At 74.1% G+C, this 19,915-nt stretch carries 21 protein-coding genes; 8 read left to right on the forward strand and 13 right to left on the reverse strand.

Going from position 1 to position 19,915, the window contains the following annotated elements; all coding sequences use genetic code 11:
* The coding region (locus tag E1289_RS27655) for an alpha-glucosidase C-terminal domain-containing protein (protein ID WP_207929179.1) at positions 1-376 on the forward strand (376 nt) is incomplete at its 5' end.
* A 1-nt stretch (position 377) separates the two neighbouring features.
* The gene (locus tag E1289_RS27660) at positions 378-1,814 is read left to right on the forward strand and encodes an aminoglycoside phosphotransferase (protein ID WP_347813595.1); all 1,437 of its coding nucleotides are present in this window, start codon (positions 378-380) and stop codon (positions 1,812-1,814) included.
* Between the two features lie 42 nt (positions 1,815-1,856).
* Here the strand turns inward: E1289_RS27660 and E1289_RS27665 are convergent, their stop codons facing one another.
* On the reverse strand, positions 1,857-2,732 hold the full coding sequence (locus tag E1289_RS27665; protein ID WP_243713192.1) for a GntR family transcriptional regulator: 876 nt from the start codon (positions 2,730-2,732) through the stop codon (positions 1,857-1,859).
* Between the two features lie 94 nt (positions 2,733-2,826).
* Here E1289_RS27665 and E1289_RS27670 point away from each other — a divergent pair, with 94 nt between their 5' ends.
* From E1289_RS27670 to E1289_RS27680, 3 genes are all read left to right on the forward strand, one after another.
* Positions 2,827-3,045: a hypothetical protein gene (locus E1289_RS27670; RefSeq protein WP_131985261.1), complete on the forward strand. Its 219-nt coding sequence runs from the start codon at positions 2,827-2,829 to the stop codon at positions 3,043-3,045.
* Between the two features lie 393 nt (positions 3,046-3,438).
* Positions 3,439-5,667, forward strand: a complete 2,229-nt coding sequence (glgB, locus tag E1289_RS27675) for a 1,4-alpha-glucan branching protein GlgB (RefSeq protein ID WP_131985263.1) — start codon at positions 3,439-3,441, stop codon at positions 5,665-5,667.
* Between the two features lie 9 nt (positions 5,668-5,676).
* Entirely contained in the window at positions 5,677-6,051 is a 375-nt protein-coding gene (locus E1289_RS27680) for an ACT domain-containing protein (protein ID WP_131985265.1), read from the forward strand.
* Positions 6,052-6,089: 38 nt separating this feature from the next.
* On the opposite strand, the gene E1289_RS27685 is transcribed toward E1289_RS27680, so the two are convergent.
* Positions 6,090-6,947, reverse strand: a complete 858-nt coding sequence (locus tag E1289_RS27685; RefSeq protein ID WP_131985267.1) for an NUDIX domain-containing protein — start codon at positions 6,945-6,947, stop codon at positions 6,090-6,092.
* A 162-nt stretch (positions 6,948-7,109) separates the two neighbouring features.
* On the opposite strand from E1289_RS27685, the gene E1289_RS27690 reads away from it, so the two are divergent.
* Genes E1289_RS27690 through E1289_RS27700 form a run of 3 tightly spaced genes read left to right on the forward strand, consistent with a single transcriptional unit; the run spans position 7,110 to position 9,815 of the window.
* Positions 7,110-7,598 (forward strand): PaaI family thioesterase, encoded by a 489-nt coding sequence (locus E1289_RS27690; protein WP_243713193.1) that lies wholly within the window; start codon positions 7,110-7,112, stop codon positions 7,596-7,598.
* 40 nt (positions 7,599-7,638) lie between these two features.
* Complete coding sequence (sppA, locus tag E1289_RS27695) at positions 7,639-9,342, forward strand: signal peptide peptidase SppA (protein WP_131985269.1); 1,704 nt, start codon at positions 7,639-7,641, stop codon at positions 9,340-9,342.
* Positions 9,327-9,815: a flavin reductase family protein gene (locus tag E1289_RS27700; protein ID WP_131985271.1), complete on the forward strand. Its 489-nt coding sequence runs from the start codon at positions 9,327-9,329 to the stop codon at positions 9,813-9,815. The genes sppA and E1289_RS27700 overlap by 16 nt, the downstream gene beginning before the upstream one ends.
* Here E1289_RS27700 and hutI read toward each other — a convergent pair.
* The 11 genes from hutI to E1289_RS27750 form a co-directional block, all read right to left on the reverse strand.
* Positions 9,803-10,975, reverse strand: a complete 1,173-nt coding sequence (gene hutI, locus E1289_RS27705; RefSeq protein WP_131985273.1) for an imidazolonepropionase — start codon at positions 10,973-10,975, stop codon at positions 9,803-9,805. The two genes, E1289_RS27700 and hutI, sit on opposite strands and share 13 nt — an antisense overlap.
* Positions 10,976-11,018: 43 nt before the next feature.
* Positions 11,019-11,294: a hypothetical protein gene (locus tag E1289_RS27710; RefSeq protein ID WP_131985275.1), complete on the reverse strand. Its 276-nt coding sequence runs from the start codon at positions 11,292-11,294 to the stop codon at positions 11,019-11,021.
* Positions 11,295-11,590: 296 nt separating this feature from the next.
* Positions 11,591-11,896, reverse strand: a complete 306-nt coding sequence (locus tag E1289_RS27715) for a hypothetical protein (RefSeq protein WP_131985277.1) — start codon at positions 11,894-11,896, stop codon at positions 11,591-11,593.
* A 38-nt stretch (positions 11,897-11,934) separates the two neighbouring features.
* A complete protein-coding gene (locus E1289_RS27720; protein WP_131985280.1) occupies positions 11,935-12,273 on the reverse strand; it encodes a hypothetical protein in 339 nt (112 codons plus the stop codon).
* A gap of 20 nt (positions 12,274-12,293) precedes the next feature.
* Entirely contained in the window at positions 12,294-12,869 is a 576-nt protein-coding gene (locus tag E1289_RS27725) for a hypothetical protein (protein WP_131985282.1), read from the reverse strand.
* Between the two features lie 79 nt (positions 12,870-12,948).
* Positions 12,949-13,260, reverse strand: a complete 312-nt coding sequence (locus E1289_RS27730; RefSeq protein ID WP_131985284.1) for a twin-arginine translocation signal domain-containing protein — start codon at positions 13,258-13,260, stop codon at positions 12,949-12,951.
* Positions 13,257-13,883 carry a hypothetical protein gene (locus tag E1289_RS38435; protein WP_165970637.1) on the reverse strand — a complete coding sequence of 209 codons (627 nt, stop codon included), beginning with the start codon at positions 13,881-13,883 and terminating at the stop codon, positions 13,257-13,259. The genes E1289_RS27730 and E1289_RS38435 overlap by 4 nt, the downstream gene beginning before the upstream one ends.
* Before the next feature lie 17 nt (positions 13,884-13,900).
* Positions 13,901-14,437: a MauE/DoxX family redox-associated membrane protein gene (locus tag E1289_RS38440; protein ID WP_165970638.1), complete on the reverse strand. Its 537-nt coding sequence runs from the start codon at positions 14,435-14,437 to the stop codon at positions 13,901-13,903.
* A gap of 170 nt (positions 14,438-14,607) precedes the next feature.
* Positions 14,608-17,421, reverse strand: a complete 2,814-nt coding sequence (locus E1289_RS40220; RefSeq protein ID WP_131985288.1) for a LuxR family transcriptional regulator — start codon at positions 17,419-17,421, stop codon at positions 14,608-14,610.
* 120 nt (positions 17,422-17,541) lie between these two features.
* Positions 17,542-18,897, reverse strand: a complete 1,356-nt coding sequence (locus E1289_RS27745; protein ID WP_131985290.1) for a formimidoylglutamate deiminase — start codon at positions 18,895-18,897, stop codon at positions 17,542-17,544.
* Positions 18,898-18,907: 10 nt separating this feature from the next.
* Positions 18,908-19,915 (reverse strand): allantoate amidohydrolase (locus tag E1289_RS27750; protein ID WP_131985292.1); only part of this gene is annotated, 1,008 nt, incomplete at its 5' end.

The following is a 19,915-nucleotide window of genomic DNA, read 5'->3' on the forward strand; positions in this document are numbered from 1 at the left end:
CGGATCACTCCTGCACTGGACCCGCAAAATGATCGAGATCCGGCAACGCCACCCCGTCTTCGGCGTCGGCTCCTACGTCGAACTGTCCGCCTCCAACCCCTCCGTCCTCGCCTTCACCCGCGAGATCGGCAACGGCGACACCAACCAGTGGGGCGGCACGGACACCATCCTCTGCGTGAACAACCTGTCCCGGTTCCCCCAGCCGGTGGAACTGGACCTGCGGCGCTTCCGCGGGTCCGCCCCGATCGAGTGCATGGGCGGCGTCCAGTTCCCCGCCATCGGCGAACTGCCCTACCTGCTGACCCTTCCCGGGCACGGCTTCTACTGGTTCCTGCTGCCACCGCCGCCCGAGGACCACGACCGGGAGAAGGGGTGATGTGACCGTGCCGCCGCCCGACCACTCCCTCGTCCGGCTTCTCGCCGGCTGGCTGCCCGGCCAGCGGTGGTTCGGCGGCAAGGACGGTCCCATCGACGAGCTGTCCATCGGCACCGCCACCGAGCTGATCGCCGGCGACCCGGGCCTGCACCACCTCGTCCTGGACGTCCGGCAGGACGGCGCCACCGACCACTACCAGCTGCTCCTCGGCGTCCGCCGCGACCTGGCCGGGCGGCTGGAGCCCGGCCTCATCGGGCAGCTGACCGGCGAGGACGGGATCACCGAGCACGTCTACGACGCCGTCCACGACCCGGAGCTCACCCGGGCACTGCTGACGTACATGGCGAACGAGACGCTGGTCGGACCGCTCCGGTTCCGCCGCGCCCCCGGCACCGGCATCCGCACGGACCTGGACGGCGCGCCCATCGGGGCCGAGCAGAGCAACACCTCGCTGATCTTCGGCGACGGCTACATCTGCAAGCTGTTCCGCCGCCTGTCCCCCGGCGTCAACCCGGACCTCGAGGTCAACCTGGCGCTCTCCCGCGAGGGCTGCGCCCACGTCCCCGCCGTGCACGGGTGGATCGAGCTGGAGCCCGGCTCGAACGCCGGGTGGGCCGCGGCCGGGGACGAGCCCGTCACGCTGGCGCTGCTGTCGGAGTACCTGCGCACCGCGACCGACGGCTGGCAGCTCGCCCTCACCAGCGTCCGCGACTGGTTCGCCCAGCCCGGGTTCACCGCGTTCACCGCGGCCGACGCGGCCGCCGCGGGCGGCGACTTCGGCGCGGAGGCCGAGCGGCTCGGCGCGGCGACCGCGCAGGTGCACCGCGACCTGGCCGCCGCGTTCGGGGTGACGCACGCGCCCGCCTCGGCGCTGCGGGACTCGGTGTTCGCGATGAACGAGCAGCTCGACCAGGTCAGCGCCGCCGTGCCCGAGCTCCGCCCGTACACTCGCGCGATCCGCGCGGTCTTCGACGAGGTCGCCGCGGAGGCGCGGCGGCTGCCCGTCCAGCGCGTCCACGGCGACTACCATCTGGGCCAGGTCCTGCGCACCGACACCGGCTGGGTGCTGCTGGACTTCGAGGGCGAGCCCGCACGCACGCCCGCCGAGCGCCGGGCCCTCGCGCACCCGCTGCGGGACGTCGCCGGGATGCTGCGCTCGTTCGAGTACGCGGCCCGGTTCCTGCTCGCCCGGGAGGGCGACCTGTCGCCGGAGACGGCCGAGGCGCTGGAGGCGCGCGCCCAGGCGTGGGCGGAACGCAACCGGGCCGCGTTCTGCGCCGGCTACGCCGCCGCCGGCGGTCCGGACCCGGCCGCGCACCCGGCGCTGGTGCGGGCCTTCGAGTTCGACAAGGCCGTCTACGAGATCCGCTACGAGGCGCGCAACCGCCCGTCGTGGCTGCCCGTCCCCCTGCGGTCCCTCGCCCGGCTCGCGGGCTGAGCCGCACGCGCGGGACAGGCGCTCCCGGTCACGGGTGCGCGGTCACAGGTCGATGGCGTAGTCGAGGACGACGCGGTCGGCGGGCAGCACGATCTCGCGGCAGACCTCCAGCACGTCGGCGCGCGACAGCAGCCGGCGGGTGATGGCGAGGACGGGCACCCCGCCGGTCATGCGGAGCGTCTCGGCCTCCTCCGGGGTCGGCATGCGGGAGCGGACGGCCTCCTCGACGCGGGTCGGCGGGTGGCCGAGGTAGGCCAGTTGCGCGAGCGTCCCCCCGGGCCACGGCTCGCGCGCCGGGTCGGACACGGGCGTGTCGCCGACGAGATCCCACGGCAGGTAGTTGACGGAGATCTGCTGCGGCTCGTCGCGGGCGTAGAAGACGAACCGGCGGCGCAGCAGCTCGATGCCGGTCGGGCGCTCGAACAGCGCGCCGAGCTCGTCGTCGGCCCGCACGCGGCTGAACTCCCGGTCGAGCCGATACTCCGCCCAGGAGATCTTCTGGTCGCGGGTGAACGTCGTCTCGGGGACCGCCATGGGCCTCGTCACCACCCGGTAGCGGTCCATCGCGACCCTGCGGGCAGGGGGAACGACCCGGACGAGGGTGCCGCCGCCGCGGCGCGTCTCGACCAGTCCCTCGCCGCGGAGCAGGGCGACGGCCTGCCGGACGACGATCTCCGAGACCCCGTGGACCTCGCAGAGCTCCGCGATGGTCGGCAGCCGGGTTCCCGGCGGGAGGCTGCCGTCCCGGATGCCCTCGCGCAGCGTGTCGGCGATGCGCAGGTAGGCGGGTCGGTCCGGCACCGGCGTCACCTCCCCTTCTTCCGGACGCGCCGTCCAGCCGTCCGGCTCGCTGTTCGACGCGGCGTTCGATCCTGGCTCGCCCTCCCCGGCCTCCCATGCCTTCCGCGCGCTATCCACGGGGGCATGGTCCGCTTACGGACAGCTTGACACCTCTCGGTACGAGTAAGACTTTTGTATACAGAAGAGCGGCCTCGGGGAAAGGACGACCTTGATGGGCGACTTCGCTGATCTGAAGGCGGCCATCGAGGGGGAGTTTCCGGGTTGGCAGGTGTGGCGCAGCGACGCGGGACGCTGGTACGCGACCCGCAGCGGCGATCTGAGCGACTCGCAGCTCGCGGCGGGATACGCGATGACGGTGGCCGCCGACGACTCCGCGGGGCTGCGCCGGCTGCTGCTCGACCAGCCGCGCGGGGAGCACGGAGACACGTGAGGGACAACACCGGGGAACGGCGCGGCCCGGTCCGCGAGCGGGGGCGGACCGGGCCGGGACGTGCCGGTACGGAAGGTATCTGTGTCGCTCAAGTGACACAGGAATGGAGCCCAGGGTGGCGTGGTCGGTGTCACCACAGGGGCCAGGCAGACGTGACCGCACGGACGGCGCATTCGGCGCGACCCCCGACGAAGAGTCGCGCCGCCCGTGCGGCCACCCACCACCGATCAATGGCCGAGCCGCCGCCCGAATGTTCGCCGGGACCGCGGTTTCGCGGCCGGACCTCGGGAAACGTCAAGCTCCCGGAAACAGGTGCGCCCGCGACGTGAAACCCGCCGATCTCGGGGCACCTCTACTGGCGTAAATCTCAGTGGGACGGGAGGCCATGAGGTCATGGCACGGGTGACGCGCGCGGAGATCGACCGGCTCGTCGGCGGCGACCACCACGATCCACACGGCATCCTCGGGGCGCATCCGGGCCGGGACGGCGTGACCGTCCGGGCGCTGCGGCCCCTCGCCGAAAGGGTCGAGGTCGTCCTGCCCAGCGGCGACCGGCATCCGCTCCGGCACTACCACCAGGGCCTGTTCACCGGGACGCTGCCCGGCGGCACGTCCCTGTCCGGCGGGGCCGCGGACGACGCGCCGCTCGCCGTCCCCGACTACCGGCTCGCCATCACCTACGGGGACGGCGTCGAGACCGTCCAGGACGACCCGTACCGGCATCTGCCGACGCTCGGCGAACTCGACCTGCACCTGATCAGCGAAGGGCGCCACGAGGAGCTGTGGCGGGCGCTCGGCGCGCGGGTCCGCAGCTACGCCTCCGCTTTCGGCACGGTGCACGGGACGGGTTTCGCGGTGTGGGCGCCCACGGCCCGCGGCGTCCGCGTCGTGGGGGACTTCAACCACTGGGACGGCCGCGCCTACCCGATGCGGTCGCTCGGCTCCACCGGCGTCTGGGAGCTGTTCATCCCGGACGTGGGCGACGGCATGTGCTACAAGTACGAGATCCTCGGCGCGGACGGCGTGTGGCGTGCCAAGGCCGACCCGATGGCCCGGTTCACGGAGCGTCCTCCCGCGACGGCGTCCCGCATCTTCACCTCGTCCTACGAGTGGGGCGACGGACAGTGGATGGACGGCCGCAAGGACCGCGACTGGCTGCACGAGCCCATGAGCGCGTACGAGGTGCATCTCGGGTCGTGGCGTCCCGGGCTCGGATACAAGGAACTGGCCGAAGAGCTGACCGCGTACGTCAAGGACATGGGTTTCACGCACGTGGAACTGCTCCCGGTCAGCGAACACCCGTACGGCCCTTCGTGGGGCTACCAGGTGACGTCGTACTACGCGCCGACCGCGCGGTTCGGGAACCCGGACGACTTCCGGTACCTGGTGGACCGGCTCCACCGGGCCGGTATCGGCGTCCTGATGGACTGGGTGCCCGCCCACTTCCCCAAGGACGAATGGGCGCTGGCGCGCTTCGACGGCACCGCCCTGTACGAGCACGACGACCCGGCGCGCGGCGAGCACCCCGACTGGGGCACGCTCGTGTTCAACTTCGGGCGCGCCGAAGTCCGCAACTTCCTGGTGGCCAACGCGTCGTACTGGCTGGAGGAGTTCCACATCGACGGGCTGCGCGTGGACGCGGTCGCCTCGATGCTGTACCTGGACTACTCGCGCAACGATGGCGAGTGGACGCCCAACATCTACGGCGGCCGCGAGAACCTGGAGGCCATCTCGTTCCTCCAGGAGATGAACGCGACCGTCTACAAGCGCAGCCCCGGCGTCGTGACGATCGCCGAGGAGTCGACGGCGTGGCCGGGCGTGACCCGTCCCACCCATCTCGGCGGCCTCGGGTTCGGGTTCAAGTGGAACATGGGCTGGATGCACGACACGCTGGAGTACCTGCGCCACGAGCCCGTGTTCCGGCACTACCACCACAACGAGATCACGTTCTCGCTGGTGTACGCGTTCTCGGAGAACTACGTCCTGCCGCTGTCGCACGACGAGGTCGTCCACGGCAAGGCGTCCCTGCTGAGCAAGATGCCGGGCGACTCCTGGCAGCAGTTCGCCGGGCTGCGCGCGCTGCTCGCCTACATGTGGTCGCACCCCGGGAAGCAGCTCCTGTTCATGGGGCAGGAGTTCGGGCAGGGCGCCGAATGGGCCGAGGAGCGCCCGCTCGACTGGTGGCTGCTGGAGAACGCCTCCGAGGGCGCCCACCACGTGGGGCTGCAGAAGCTCGTCCGGGAACTCAACCGCGCCTACCAGGCCGAGCCCGCGCTGTGGACGCGCGACAGCGACCACGAGGGGTTCCGCTGGATCGACGGCAACGACGCGGGCGGCAACACCCTGTCCTACCTGCGCTACGGCACGGGCGCGCAGGGCGAGGAGCCGGTGCTCGCGTGCGTCGTCAACTTCGCGGGGAACCCGCACGAGAACTACCGGCTGGGGCTGCCCCGCGAGGGCGCCTGGCGGGAGGTCGTCAACACCGACGCCTACGAGTACGGCGGCAGCGGCGTCGGGAACCTCGGCCACGTCGAGGCGACCGCCGAGCCCTGGCACGGCCTGCCCGCGTCCGCGGTGCTGCGCGTCCCGCCCCTGGGCGCGGTGTGGCTGGCACCTGAATAGTCTGGCGGAATGACCGAAGGCTTTCCCCGGGCGGTCGCGCAGCGCCTGCACGTCGTTCCCGGCCGGTTCATGGTGGAGCACCTGCCGCACGCCACGTTCCCGGAGGACGACGACTGGATCGCGCTGATCCGCGCCCCCGAGGGACTCACCGTCATCCGGGACGTGCCCTCGTTCGCCGAGGTGGAACGCTGGGCGGGTTTCTACGGCGACGGCGGCCCCCGTGTGCCGGGCACGCCGGCCGAGATCGTGGGACCGCTCGCCGAGGCCGCGATCCCCCTTTTCGTGGCGTCGACCTACCACGCGGACCTCGTCCTCGTGCCCGAGCACCGGCTGAAGGAGGCGGCCGACGTCCTCCGCGACGCCGGTCACCGCCTGGAGATGTGACCCCCCCGAACCCCGAACCTGCTGGGGTCGGGGGCCGTCTAGAGCCGGTCGAGGAGCCAGCGCGGGCCGATGACGGAGGCTCCGGCCGCCTCGCAGCGCCTGCGCAGTTCCCGGTCGGCGGTCACCACCAGGTGGGCGGTGTCGGGCCCCGCGTCCTGGACGAGGTCGACGATGCGGTCGTCGCCGCTGCCGGGCGCCGCCTCGACCCGTACCCCGTCGGCCTGCCGGCCGGCGACGCTTCTCGCCGCGCCCTCCACCACCAGGACGACCTCGGGGAAGCAGCGGTCGAACCGGACGAGCCCGCCGGGCAGGCCCTGGACGCCCGCGTTCAGCGCCTTGAGGTCGTCGTGGAGCCGCGCGTTCGCGCCGGCGCGGTCCTTCCACCAGCCGTCGGCGCGCGCCCCGACGACGTTCGCCGCGTCCACGACGAGGGTGACGCCCTTCATCGCGTCCCGCAGCCGCGGCCATGACCGCGCGAACGGCTCGAACAGCTTGCGGCCGGTGACGTCCTCGGCACGCACCCACTCCGCGCGGCGCGTCTCCCTGGACGCCGGGCCGACGCGCGGCAGCTCGTGCAGGGATCCGACCACGGAGGTGAAGGACCAGCCGCCGTGGTCCTCGACGCTCGTGCCGTGCACCCTCACCACGCCGGTGTCGAGCGTGCACTCCTCGGCGGTCTCGCGCAGCGCGCCCGTCACGGGGTCCTCATGGCTGTGCAGCGCGCCGCCGAACATCCCCCATGTCCCGCCGCCGATCCCCCACCAGGCGCGCTGCTGCAGCAGCACCCACACCTGGCCGGCGGGGTCGCGGTGGTAGGGCAGCAGGCCCGCCGCGCCGAACCGTCCCCAGTGCGTGTGCCCCAGCCCGCAGCCCGCCCAGCCGTCGCCGTCTCCCATGCGTCCGACGATATCCGCTGGACGGTATCCGGCCCGCGATCCTCAGTACGGTTCGCCGCGTCCACCCTCCGCAAGGTCGGCCGTCGGTGATGAACGGCACAGCCTCGCACCACTGATCACCGAATAGCATTCGGAAGGTTGGTCGCGATCAAGGAGTGCGAGTTGAGCGTCGAAGCGAGCCCGGAGGACCTGCGGGAGGCCGCCGACCTGTGGAACACCCTGTCCGGTGTGGAGTTCATCAGGGCGATGCGCGACAGGCGGCTCCCGGAGATCTCCGACATCAGCGACTACATCGGGCAGGTCGTCACGGTCGCCGAGCCCGGCCGGGTGGAGATCTCCTGGACGCCCGCCGAGAAGCTGTGCAACCCGGGCGGCATCGTCCACGGCGGCTACATCGCGATGATCCTCGACAACGCGGTCTGCCTCGCGGCGAGCAGCACGTGCGACCGGTTCCTGCCGATGCTCACGCTCAACCTCAACATCGACTACCTGCGCGGCGTCCGGTCCGGGGAGACGTACACGGTGACCGGGACGTGCGTGCACCCCGGCCGCACCCGCATGGTCAGCAACGCGGTGCTCGCCGACGCGGGCGGCCGTCCGCTGGCGCAGGCGTCGGCGAGCGTGATCCCCAACAAGGCGTTCGCCCGCTGACCCGGGAACGCCCCCCGGCCGAGCGCATAGGCTTGGGGCCATGGTGGATCCAGGCACAGTCGTCACCCTCATCAAACAGGCCCGCGACCGGCGGACGGCACCGCTGATCCTCGAACTGGACCTCACCGAGGGCATCGTGGAGACCGCGCCGACCGACCCCATCTCGGCGCTCCTGTCCATGCGCAGGACGCACCTCCGCGACGTCCTGGACGGGCTGCGCCGCGCCCGCTCCGACAGCCGCGTCCGCGCGCTCGTCGTCAAGGTCGGCGGCGGCATCGGGCTGGCGCTCGTCCAGGAACTGCGCGAGGCCGTGCAGGAGCTGCGGGAGGCGGGCAAGCTCACCGTCGCGTGGGCCGAGACGTACGGGGAGAGCGGCCGCGGGACCGTCCCCTACTACCTGGCCACCGCCTTCGACAAGGTCTACCTCCAGCCCACGGGCGAGGTCGGCCTGGTCGGCATGGCGCTCGAAGAGCCGTTCTTCGCGGGCGCCCTGGAGAAGGCCGGCGTCGAGCCCCGGTTCGCCCAGCGGCATGAATACAAGACCATGGCGAACACGTTCATGCGGAAGACCTACACGCCGGAGCACGAGGAGTCGTCACGGCGGCTCGTCGCGTCTCTCACCGAGCAGATCACCGCCGCCGTCGCCGCCGGCCGCGGCCTCCCCGAGGACAAGGTCCGCGACCTCGTGAACCGCGGCCCCTTCCTGTCGGGCGAGGCGCTGGAGGAGAACCTCGTCGACCGCCTCGGGTACCGCGACGAGGTCTACGCCGACCTGCGCGAGGAGTTCGGCGAGGAGGTCCAGCTGCGGTACGTCGCCCGCTACAACCGCGCGCACGGCCTGGCGGGCCGGCTCCCGCAGCCCGGCAGGCAGGACGCCGTCGCGCTGATCGACGGGCACGGCCCGATCCGGCTCGGCCGCAGCGGCCGCGGCGGCCCGCTGCCGGGCTCCGGGCCCGCGATGGGCTCCGACACGATCGGCGCGGCGTTCCGCGCCGCGGTGAAGGACGACGCCGTCAAGGCGATCGTCTTCCGGGTCAGCAGCCCGGGCGGCTCGGCCGTCGCGTCCGACGCGATCTGGCGCGAGGTGGTGCTGGCCCGGCGCGCCGGCAAGCCCGTGATCGTGTCCATGGGCAACGTCGCCGCGTCCGGCGGCTACTACGTCGCGATGGCCGCCGACACGATCGTCGCGCAGCCCGGCACGATCACCGGCTCGATCGGCGTCGTCACCGGCAAGGCGGTGGTGAACGGCCTCCTGGACCGCGTCGGCATCACCTTCGGCAGCGTCGCGGACGGCGACCACGCCCGCATGTCCAGCTCCACGAAGGACTTCAGCGAGTCCGAGTGGGAGCGCGTCAACGCCTCCCTCGACAAGATCTACGACGACTTCACCTCGCGGGTCGCCGAGGGGCGCGGCATGTCCCGCGAGCGCGTCCACGAGCTGGCCCGCGGCCGCGTCTGGACGGGCGCCGACGCCGCCGAGCACGGCCTCGTCGACGAGCTGGGCGGCATCGACCGCGCGCTCGGCCTGGCCCGCAAGCAGGCCGGCCTCGCCGCCGACGCCCCGATCCGGGTGTTCCCGCAGTCCTCTCCCCTGGAGCGCCTCCGCCCGCCGGAGTCCAGCGAGGACCGCACCGCCGCCGCGGCCCGCTTCGACGGCTGGGGCTCCCTGGGCGGGCTCGCCGCCCGCCTCGGGCTGCCCGCGGCGGGCCCGCTCACCCTTCCGAGCACGTGGGAGATCCGCTGACCGGCGAGTTCGCCGAGGCGATCGCGGGGTTCGCGACGGGCGTGGTCGTGCTGACCGTCCGCGACGGCCGCGACGACCTCGGCACGACGGTGACGGCGTTCACGTCGGTGTCCCTGGAGCCGCCGATGGTGCTGGCGAGCGTGACGACGTCGTCCTACCTGACGGAGGTACTGAACCGGCGGGACCGCTGGGCGGCGACCGTGCTCGCGTCCGGCCAGCGCGCGCTGGCCGGGCGCTTCGCGGCGGAGGGCCGCCCCAGCGCCCGCATTCTCCTGGCGAGCGAACCGCACCACCGGGGCGAGCACTCCGATGCCCTCGTCCCCGCCTCCGGGCTTTCCGCCATGGAGTGCGAGACCCGCCAGAGGGTCGAGGCAGGGGATCACACGCTCTTCATCGCCGAGGTCCTCTCGACGGACTACGTGGCCCGCGACCGGGCGCCCTTGGTAAGGGTCAACCGCCGCTACCTCACCTGAACGCCCGCCTGCCAGACGGCGGACGTCAGGGGCACACCCGGGCGGTAGGCGAGGTGGATGTGGGACGGGGCGTCCAGGACGTGGATGTCGGCGCGGGCACCGGGCGTGAGGTGGCCGACGTCGGTACGGCGCAGGGCCCGCGCGCCGCCCGCCGTCGCGGACCAGACGGCCTCGGCGGGGGTCATGCGCATGTCGCGGACGGCGACGGCGATGCAGAACGCCATGCTGGAGCTGTAACAGGAGCCCGGGTTGCAGTCCGTGGCGAGGGCGACGGTGGCGCCCGCGTCCAGGAGACGGCGGGCGTCGGGGTAGGGCTGACGCGTGGAGAACTCGACCCCTGGCAGGAGGGTCGCAACGGTCTCCGAGGACGCGAGGGCGTCGATGTCCGCGTCGCTGAGGAACGTGCAGTGGTCGGCGGACGCGGCGTCCAGTTCGACGGCTAGTTGCACGGCGGGGCCTTGGGTGAGCTGATTCGCGTGCATGCGGGGAGCCAGGCCCGCCTTGATGCCCGCTTGCAGGACCTCGCGGGCCTGGTCGGCGTCGAACGCGCCCTCCTCGCAGAAGACGTCGACCCAGCGGGCATGGGGCGCGCACGCCGCCAGCATGTCGGTGGCGGCCAGGTGCGTGTAGGCGGCTGTGTCCCCCTGGTATTCGGCGGGGACGACGTGGGCGCCGAGGTAGGTGACCTCGTCCGTCACCTCCGCGGCGATGCGGACGGCGCGCTCCTCCTGCTCGACGGTGAGGCCGTAGCCCGATTTGCACTCGACGGTCGTCGTGCCCTGGCGCGCCATCTCGGCGAGCAAGCGGCGGATGTTCGCGCGGAGGTCGTCGTCGGACGCGGCACGGGTGCGTTCGACGGTCGTGCGGATGCCGCCCGCGGCGTACTTCCGGCCGCTCATCCGGGCCGCGAACTCCTCGGCGCGCTCACCGGCGAAGACGAGGTGGGCGTGGGAGTCGACGAAGCCGGGCAGGACGGCGCGGCCGGCGGCGTCGAAGGAGGCGTCGGCGGCCGGGGCAGCGCGGGACGGGCCCGTCCAGGCGACCCGGCCGTCCTCGATCACCAGCGCCGCGTCCCGGACGATGCCCGGTCCGCCATCGGCGGCGGGATCGTTGGTGACGAGTTCCCCGATGTTCGCGATGAGGGTGCTCTCGGTGCTCACCCGGGCAGGATCTCACCCGGGCGGCTCCGGCGCGGGCGGGACCTCACCCGGCCACGCGCAGCCAGGCGTCCGCGGTGCCGGTGCCGCGGGCCAGCCGCAGCCGCCAGCAGCCCGGCTCGTCGATGCGGTAGCCCACGCCCCACTCCTCCCCGGGCCGCTCGAAGCTGCTGCCGCCGTGCGGTTCCGGCCCCCAGGCGACCTCGCGGTCGCGGCCGTCGGGACCGGTCGCGGTGGCCCGCAGCGGACCCGATCCGGTCACCCGCCACACGATCTTCAGCTCCTGGTCCGTCCGCAGCGGCGGGTACCCCTTCGCCGACATCAGCAGCCCCGAGGCGCGGATGCCGTGGCCGGTGGCGCGGACCTCGGGCAGCCCGTCACCGCCGTACGGGGCGACGGGCGACGCGGGGCGGCACCCCGGTGCCCCGTCCTGGCCGGCGGGGCCCGCGGCCGCGGAGGCCGCGGCGGTCGGCGTGGCGCCGCCCGCCGAGCGGGCGGGCGGGGCCGCGCCGCCGTCCCGCCCGTCGCCGGAGCATCCGGCGACGGCCAGGAGGACGGCGCAGGCGGCCGTCCGCGCGAGCGGCGCCCTGCCCTTCGGCGGGCCCGGGGGCGGGCCCGTCAGCGGCGGCGCGCCTCCGCCTCCAGGACGGGGTTCCCGCCCCGCTGCAGCGCCCGCACCTCCACGACGCCGCGCTCCGCGGAGAAGACCTCGACGACCTGGCGGGTGTGGCTGCCCGCGGCGCCGTGCTCCATCCGCACGCCGGGCCCGACGCGCAGCGCGGTGCACTTGAAGTGGATGGCGTACACGTTCTGCGGCTCGCCTCCGACGACCGAGTCGCACACCATCACCTTCTTCGTTCCGTCGTCCATGTCCTGCACGACCGCGAACCCGTGGTCGGTCGGCGAGTAGTGGTCCGAACTCATCTAATCGTCCCTTTCTTGCGGTGTGTACCCGATCTCGGTCAAAGGGGGCGGACGGGTGAGCGGTCCGCGCAGTCGATGCCGAACATCACCCGCTTCCAGTCGCCGGCGAACGCGTAGATCCCGCCGGAGGTGGTGACGCCGAGCCGCGACGGGACCCGCGTGGCGTCGACGTGCCGGCGCACCCCTCCCATGGAGTGGACGGCGTCCATGTCGCGCCAGAGCGAGATGTTGAGCAGCGTCCGGGTGCGCCAGCCGACCAGCAGCGACATGCCGAGGAACCCGGTCGCGTGCCGCCGCACGTCCCGCTCCAGCCGCCGGTGGAGGACCATCAGGACGATGAGCCTCCACAGCCCGGGGCACTCGAACCTCGTCACCACGATCACGCCCTCCGCGGAGGTCAGATCGCCTGCACGGCCGTCACGGCCGCGAGCGCCACCAGGACGCTCCCGGACAGGGCGCGGATCGCTCTCAGCCACAGCCGTTCCCTTCTCGTGCCCATCTCGGTCATCGCGGGGGTGAAGCGGAGGCTCCACAGCACGACGCCGAGGTTGGACAGCAGCGCCATGCCGATCATCACGGGCGCCGCCATCCACGGGTCCAGCAGCACGACGGCGGCGATCGTGACCCATACCAGCGACACCGCCTTCTGCGTCGTGACGAGCAGCCCGAGGTCGAAGCCCCAGACAACGCCGCGGAACCCGGGCGCCAGCCGGTGCACGAGCACCTGCGGCACCTGCCGCCACACGTGCGGCGTCCGGCCGGCGAGGTCGGCGGCACCGAACCCGAGGGCCACCGCCGCCAGGGCCAGTGCCCGCGGCGTCTCCGGCAGCACCTCGGCGGTCCCGCGGCCCACCACGTACAGCAGCATGGCCACGAGCAGTCCCGACAGGACCCCGCCCAGCGCCAGGCCGGACAGGAAGCGCACGCCGTCCGCCGGGCGGCGGCGCATCATGGGGCCGGAGACTCCGGCCATCGACCGGCCTCAAGGGCTCAGCACGTGCAGGACCGCGCCGATCCCGCCGATGACCAGCCAGACGACCATGCGGGCCCCGTCAGTTGTAGCGGCACTCGTAGGCCGAGTGCTGCTTGCCGCTGTAGTACGCCTCGCAGCAGGAGCAGTGCAGGTAGGCGCTCATGGCGCAGCCCCAGATGTAGTCCGCGTTGTTGCGGCACGTGGAGATGGAGATGTTGGGGCAGACGTAGAGGTTGCAGCAGTTCCTCTTGCAGAGCGCGTAGGCGGGTTCGGACTTGCCGAACACCGCCGACGCGGCCGTCAGGCCGCCCGCGCCCAGTGCGCCCAGGAACCCCCTGCGCGCGAACCTCCCCGCAGCCCCCGCGGCCCGTTTCCCTGTCAGCGTGCTCATGCCACTCCCTTCGGTTGGTTGCCCTTCGGCCGGCCGTTCGGCCGACCGTTCGCCTGTGTGCTCGGCTGGGCGTTCGCCTGGCTGATCGTCGTCCTGAGGGCCTGGACGTCCTGGAACACGAGGGCGGACTCCAGCCGCCCGTCGCGGACGACCAGCGCGGTGGGGCTCATCCGCACGTTGAACTCCTCGGCGACCCAGGCGCCGCCCTCGTCGACGTAGTGCGTCAGCCGGTGCAGCCCGTACTGCTGGACGAAGCGTTCGCCGCGGGCCCGTTCGGCGGTGGAGACGACGACGGCCATGTCGCCCCCGGCGCCCCGGTCGAGTTCCTCCGACAGCTGCTTGGCGACGTCCTTGCAGGTCGAGCAGGCGGTGCTGAGCACCAGGACGGAACGCGCGGCGTCCTTGTCGCCGGCTCCGGCGGCCAGGCCGGCGAGCTCGCCGGGCCACCCGGCGGGCGCCGTGCCGAGCCGCGCGTCCTCCAGCGGCCAGATCTCGGGGTCGCGCGCGGCGGCCTCCTCGCGTTCGGTCGGCAGCCGCGACGTCAGCTCGCCGAACATCGCGAAGAGCAGCACGACCGCCGCGGCGAGGATCAGCAGCACGGCGCCGAAGAAGATCTCCATCATCCGGGGGTTCCTCCGTCTTAACGCGATGCGGGCAAGGGTCGGGTGAAGTCCTTGATGAGGCCGCGGTGCACCCAGAGGCACAGCAGCAGCGCTCCGCCGGCGAGCCCGGTGGCGGCCTGGAAGAAGTACGCCGAGGCGGCGCCGGACACCGGCGTCAGGTTCACGGCCGGGACCGCCATGAGCAGCACCCCGACCGCGATGTTGACGGGGCCGAGGGGCCGGTCGGCGGAGCCGCCGAAGCAGCCGCACGCGGTGCCCCCGCCGCGCAGCATCCCCAGGGCGCCGGCCAGCGCGAACGCCGCGCCGAGGAGGCCCACGGCCCACGCGGCGGCCGGCTGGGTGGCGGCGGCGGTCAGCGCCAGCGCCGTCAGCAGCTCCACCGCGGCGAACACCCGCACGTGGCGGGCGGTGATGCCGCGTCCCGGCAGCCGGACGAGGTCGTTCAGGGATCGCCCGAGCTGGCCCGGAGAAACGGCCTTGGCGATGCCCGCGACGAAGAGAACGGCGGCCGCCGCGGAGTTGACGATGACGGGAAGCGAATCGGGAACAGCCATTGCCGGCCGACCTCACGCAGGTTTTCCGCCAGCTCTGCGAGGAACTCGCGGGGACGGATGGGAGCAATTCAAGCAATGAAAACTTTGTAACCCAGCCCGATCATGGCGTCAATACACATTTCCGGGGGGCGGCAATTGAGTCGGTTACTCAATCGGCGGGAGCGGGTTGCTCAATCGGCCGCGGACCGCTCCTGCTCCCGGGCGGCAATGTCCAGGTCCAGGCCCCGCAGCTCCACCCGCGTCCGGACGCCGAGCTTCGGATACGCGCGGTAGAGGTGGTTTCCAACCGTCCGCGGGCTGAGATAGAGCCGGGCCGCAATCTCCCGGTTGCTCGCGCCGGACGCCGCGAGCCGCACGATCTGCAGCTCCTGGTGGGTGAGGCCGCCGATACCGTCCGTCCCGGGCGGCGCGGTCCCCGCCGCCCGGACGCCCGCGGCCCCCAGCTCGGCCCGTGCCCGCCGCGCCCAGATCCGCGCGCCCTGCCGCTCGAACAGCTCCATGGCGCGGTTCAGATGCTCCCGCGCCTGGGCGCGCCGGCGCTCCCGCCGCAGCCATTCGCCGTACAGCAATTCGGTGCGCGCCCGCTCGTAATCATTGTCGCACTTTCCGTGCAGCACGGCGGCCTCCGCGAAATTCCGCTCGGCCTTGCCGCCCGAATAGAGCAGGGCGCGGCAGCGTTTCAGAATCGCGATGGTGAACGCCGACGGGCTCCCGTCCGCCCGGCGTTGCAGCCGGGACAGCGAGGATTCCGCCCTTTCCGGCAGCCCGCAGCGCACCGCCGCCTCCACCCGGTCGGCGGCCTGCCGGACGGCGTCGGTCACCGCACCCGCCCGGGGCGCCTCCTCCGGGAGGTCCTCCAGCCGCGCCAGCGCCTCCACGTTGCGCCCGTGCCCGAGGTCGAGGAGCGCCAGCGCCCAGGTCCCCAGGGCGACGGTCGGCGTGATCCCCTCGCGGGCGGCGTGCTCGGTCCCCGCCGCGACCAGGGCCGCGCACCGCTCCTCGTCCCCCTCGACCGCGGCGAGCCAGCCGAGCAGGCAGCGCAGGCGGCCCGCCCGATGCCGCGGGAGGTCGCCCGCCAGCCGCAGCCCCTCGGCCGCGGCCTCGCGCGCCGCGCGATGCCGGCCGCGCCCGATCTCCGCGTGGGCCAGTGCCTGCAGGGCGTCCGGCAACCGGCCCGCCGGTCCGGCCTCCCGGCAGTCCCGGACGAGCTCCGCCGCCATCTCGTGCGCGCCGTCCGCGAGGGCGGCGGCCACGGCGGTCAGCCGGCGGGCCGCCTCCGCCGGAAGCCGCGCCACCCCGATCAGCGTGACCAGGGCCTCGCCGGTCCCGCCCGGTGCCGCGGACAGGGCCTGCGGCAGCGCGGCCAGCGGCGAGTCGGCGGCCACCGGGACCGCCGCCATCGTGTCCAGCGCCTCCCGCACGAGCCGCGGGTCACCGGCGTCCCAGCCGCACCGGACGGCCTCGGCCAGCAGGAGCAGCGCCTCCGCGGGATCGCGGCCGCCGAGGGGCGCGGCGCCGTCCAGCAGGATCCGGCACGCCCTGCGCGGCGACCCGCACTCCAGCTCCGCCGCCGCGCCCGCCCGCAGCAGCGCGGCGCGCGCGGGCGGCCCGGCCGGGAGCCGCGCGGCGGACGCGACCAGCTCCGCCGCCCCGGCGAACAGGCCCGCCTCCGCCGCCGCGCGGGCCGCGGCCGCGAGCCGGTCCGCGCGGGCTCCGCCGCCCGGGGTCAGCTCCGCCGCCCGCGCGTGGCACGCATAGGCGCGGACGCCGCCCGAGCACCTTCCGGCACGTTCCAATTCCGCCGCGACCCGCTCGCTGGGCCCCACGGCCGCGGCAGCGAGATGCCAGGCATGCCGCTCGGCATCCTCATCCCCGAGATCCCCGCCCCGGGCACACTCGGCGAGGGCGCGGTGCGCGGATCGGCGTTCCGCCGTGGTGGCGCGGTGGTAGACGGCCGCCCTGACCAGCGGATGCGCGAAGCGGATCGTCGTGCCGGTCGTCTCCAGCAGGCCGGCCCGCTCGGCGGGCGCCAGGTCGGCGACGGTCGCGCCGAGCCGCCCGGCCGCCGCCGCCACGCGGGCGGAGTCCCCCGCGCCGTCCGCGGCGGCGGTGAGCAGGATGACCCGGGTCGCGGGCGGCAGCGCGTCCAGGCGCGCCGACGTCTCCGTTTGGAACGTTCCGCTCAGCGGTGCGGTGCCGTCGTGGAACGTCACCGGGTTGATCCGCCCGGCCCGCTGGGCCGGGCTCAGCGCGGCGGGCAGCAGCCGGAGCGCCAGCGGGTTGCCCTCCCCCTCGGCGAGGACCCGCTCCCGCGCGGGCGGCGCCAGGTCCGCGCCGCCGTCCCGCAGCAGCGCGGCGGCGTCGTCCGGGGCGAGCCGCCGCGGCCTGATCTCGGTGAGCCCCGACATCCCGAACACCCGCTCGCCGCGGACGGCGGCCAGCAGCGCGACCGGTTCCCCGCCGAGCCGCCGGGCGGTGAACGCCAGCACGTCCGCCGAGGCCGCGTCCAGCCACTGCGCGTCGTCGACCAGGCACACCACGGCCCGCCCGGCGGCGAGCAGGCGCAGCAGCGCGAGCAGCGCACGCCCCACCTCGAAGATCTCCGCCCGCGCCACACCCCACGCCCCGCCACCGGCGCTCTCTGCACCGGCCTCACCGCCAGCCTCACCACCGGCCTCACCACCGGGGGACGGATCGTTGAGGGCGCGTAGCCGCCGCGCGGCCTCGGCGGGGAGGGCGTCGACGCGGTCGCGCACCGGCCGCAGCATCAGCTCCAGGGACGCGTACGGCTGCTCCGCCTCGGGCAGGCACCCGGCGCAGCTCAGCGGAAGCGCGCCGTCCGCGGCCTCCGCCGCGTGCCGGAGCAGGGCGGTCTTGCCGATGCCGGCCTCCCCCCGGATGACCGCCGCCCCGCCGGACCCGGCGAGCGCTCCCGCGACCAGACGTTCCACCTCGGCGATCTCAGCGGCTCTGCCGTACAGCATGGGCGCCCACCCCGTGTCCGCGCTCCGGAACTCAAGATCAACAGACGCATGATCGCATGGGCCCGCCCGCCGCCGCCTAACCGAATGGATCTTCAACTGTCACCCCGCGGGGCGCCGGGGTCACTCCTCCTCGGGCGCCGTGACGGCCTCGATCGCGGCCGCCAGCGCCGCGGGCACGTCGTCGATCAGCAGGTGGCGGCCGTCGTGGACGATCTGCCGGCCGGAGACGACCACGTGCCGGACGTCGGCGGCGGCCGCGGCGAACACGGCGGCCTCGGCGGCGTGCCGGAGGCCGGAACCGGCCGTCCGGACCGAGCCGAGGTCCACGGTGACGAGGTCGGCGTACGCGCCGGGCTCCAGCCGTCCCGCCTCCGGCCAGCCGAGCCCCGAGTGGCCGTTGCAGGTGGCGGCGGCGAGCAGTTCCCCGGCGGTCCAGTGGCCGCGGACGCGGGTGCGGAGCCGCTCGTCCAGCTCGACGGCGCGGGCCTCCTCGAACAGGTCGATGACGGCGTGCTGGTCGGAGCCCAGGCAGATGGGCGCGCCGGCGTCCGCCAGGGCGCGGGCGGGGCCGATCCCGTCGGCGAGGTCCCGTTCGGTGGTCGGGCACATGCACACGCCGGTCATGGTCGTCCCGAGGAGGCCGATGTCCTCCTCGGTGAGGTGCGTCGCGTGGACGGCCGTGGTGAGCGCGCCCAGCGCCCCCGCCTCGGCCAGGACGCGGGTGGGCGTCATGCCGTAGGCGTCCATCGACGCCTCGTTCTCGGCGGGCTGCTCCGACAGGTGGACGTGCAGCGGCGCCCGGCGCTCCCTGGCCCAGGACGCGACGGCCCGCAGCTGTTCCCGGGGCACGGCGCGGACGGAGTGGATCGCGGCCCCGACCCGGGCGTGCAGCCGCCCCGCCTTGTCCGTCCCCTCGTAGAGGCTCTCGACGCGGCGCACCCAGTTGCCGGCGGTGCCGTCGCCGAAGCGGAGCTGGGTGCCCTGCAGCGGCCGGCCGATGCCGCCGGTGAGGTAGCAGGTGTCCAGGAGGGTGATCCGGATGCCCGCGTCGGACGCGGCGGCGATCAGCGCCTCGCCCATCGCGTTCGGCTCGTCGTAGGGGGTGCCGCCCGGCCCGTGGTGCAGGTAGTGGAACTCGCCGACGCAGCTGATCCCGGCGAGGGCCATCTCGGCGAACACGGCGGTGGCGAGGGCGCGGTAGGACGCCGGGTCGAGCCGGTCGGCGACCCCGTACATCTGCTCGCGCCAGGTCCAGAACGTCCCGGCCTGCGCCTGGGCGCGGGAGCGGAGCGCGCGGTGGAAGGCGTGGGAGTGGGCGTTGGCGAGGCCCGGCAGGGTCAGGCCGGGCAGCCGCTGCGCGTCCGGCGGGGCCGGGACGCCCGCGGCGATGCGGGTGATGCGTTCGCCGTCGGCCTCGACGAGGACGTCGGGCGCCACCCCGTCCCCGAGCCAGGCGAACTGGGCGTGCCACTGCATGACCGGATACCTACCCGCACGCCAGGTCGTCCAGTACCGCGGTGAGGGCGTCGACTCCGGCGAGGCAGTCCGCCGGCTCGGCGGACTCCGCGGGCGCGTGCGACACCCCGGTCGGGTTGCGGACGAACAGCATCGCCGTCGGCAGCCGGCCCGACAGGACGCCCGCGTCGTGGCCCGCGCCGGTCGGCAGCACCGGCGGCCCGCCGAGGGTCGCGGCGATCCGGTCGCGGAGCGCGAGGTTGAAGTCGACGATCTCGGTGTAGGACTCCTCGGCGAGGTCGACGCTCACCCGGTGCGGACGCGCGGCGACCCGCGCGGCCTCGTCGATCTCCGCCACCGTCCGCCGCACCGCCGCGTCCTCCGGTCCGCGGGCGTCGAGCCAGCCGGTGACGGACGAGGCGATCGCGTTCACCCCTCCCGGCACGACGCGGACCTTGCCCACGGTCGCGACCGTCCCGTTCCGCTCGGCCGCCTCCCGCGCGGCGATCACCATGCCGGCGAACGGCAGCATCGGGTCGCGCCGGTCGGGCAGCGCCGTCGTCCCCGCGTGGTTCCCCTCCCCGCGGAAGTCGAACCGCCACCGGCCGTGCGGGACGATCGCGCTCGCCACCCCGACCGGTTCCCCCCGCCCGTCCGACCACAGCGCGCGGCCCTGCTCGACGTGGAGTTCGACGAAGCAGCCGATCCTGCCGAGGAGGTCCTCGTCCGGGCCGATCGCGGCCGGATCGAGGCCGGAGTTGTGCAGGACCTCCGCGAACGTGTGCCCGTCGCCGTCGGTGAGGGCCCGCGCCCGCGCCGGGTCGATGGCGCCGGTCAGCAGCCGCGACCCGAGGCACGCCACCCCGAACCGCGCGCCCTCCTCCTCGGCGAACACCGCGACGCCGATCGGCCGCGCCGGGGCGGCGCCGCGCTCCCGGAGGCGGTCGATCGCCGCGAACGCCGACACGACGCCGAGCGGCCCGTCGAACGCCCCGCCGCCGGGCACCGAGTCCAGGTGGCTCCCGGTGAGGACGGCCCC

Source organism: Actinomadura sp. 6K520 (assembly GCF_004349245.1).
Lineage (GTDB): Bacteria > Actinomycetota > Actinomycetes > Streptosporangiales > Streptosporangiaceae > Spirillospora.

Coding starts and splice junctions, on each gene's coding strand:
- glgB (WP_131985263.1), top strand. CDS start 3,439: ATGGCACGGGTGACGCGCGCGGAGATCGACCGGCTCGTCGGCGGCGAC.
- E1289_RS27745 (WP_131985290.1), bottom strand. CDS start 18,897: ATGCAGTGGCACGCCCAGTTCGCCTGGCTCGGGGACGGGGTGGCGCCC.
- E1289_RS40220 (WP_131985288.1), bottom strand. CDS start 17,421: ATGCTGTACGGCAGAGCCGCTGAGATCGCCGAGGTGGAACGTCTGGTC.
- E1289_RS27725 (WP_131985282.1), bottom strand. CDS start 12,869: ATGGCCGGAGTCTCCGGCCCCATGATGCGCCGCCGCCCGGCGGACGGC.
- E1289_RS27730 (WP_131985284.1), bottom strand. CDS start 13,260: ATGAGCACGCTGACAGGGAAACGGGCCGCGGGGGCTGCGGGGAGGTTC.
- E1289_RS27680 (WP_131985265.1), top strand. CDS start 5,677: ATGACCGAAGGCTTTCCCCGGGCGGTCGCGCAGCGCCTGCACGTCGTT.
- E1289_RS27710 (WP_131985275.1), bottom strand. CDS start 11,294: ATGTCGGCGAAGGGGTACCCGCCGCTGCGGACGGACCAGGAGCTGAAG.
- sppA (WP_131985269.1), top strand. CDS start 7,639: ATGGTGGATCCAGGCACAGTCGTCACCCTCATCAAACAGGCCCGCGAC.
- E1289_RS38435 (WP_165970637.1), bottom strand. CDS start 13,883: ATGATGGAGATCTTCTTCGGCGCCGTGCTGCTGATCCTCGCCGCGGCG.
- E1289_RS27670 (WP_131985261.1), top strand. CDS start 2,827: ATGGGCGACTTCGCTGATCTGAAGGCGGCCATCGAGGGGGAGTTTCCG.
- E1289_RS27715 (WP_131985277.1), bottom strand. CDS start 11,896: ATGAGTTCGGACCACTACTCGCCGACCGACCACGGGTTCGCGGTCGTG.
- E1289_RS38440 (WP_165970638.1), bottom strand. CDS start 14,437: ATGGCTGTTCCCGATTCGCTTCCCGTCATCGTCAACTCCGCGGCGGCC.
- E1289_RS27685 (WP_131985267.1), bottom strand. CDS start 6,947: ATGGGAGACGGCGACGGCTGGGCGGGCTGCGGGCTGGGGCACACGCAC.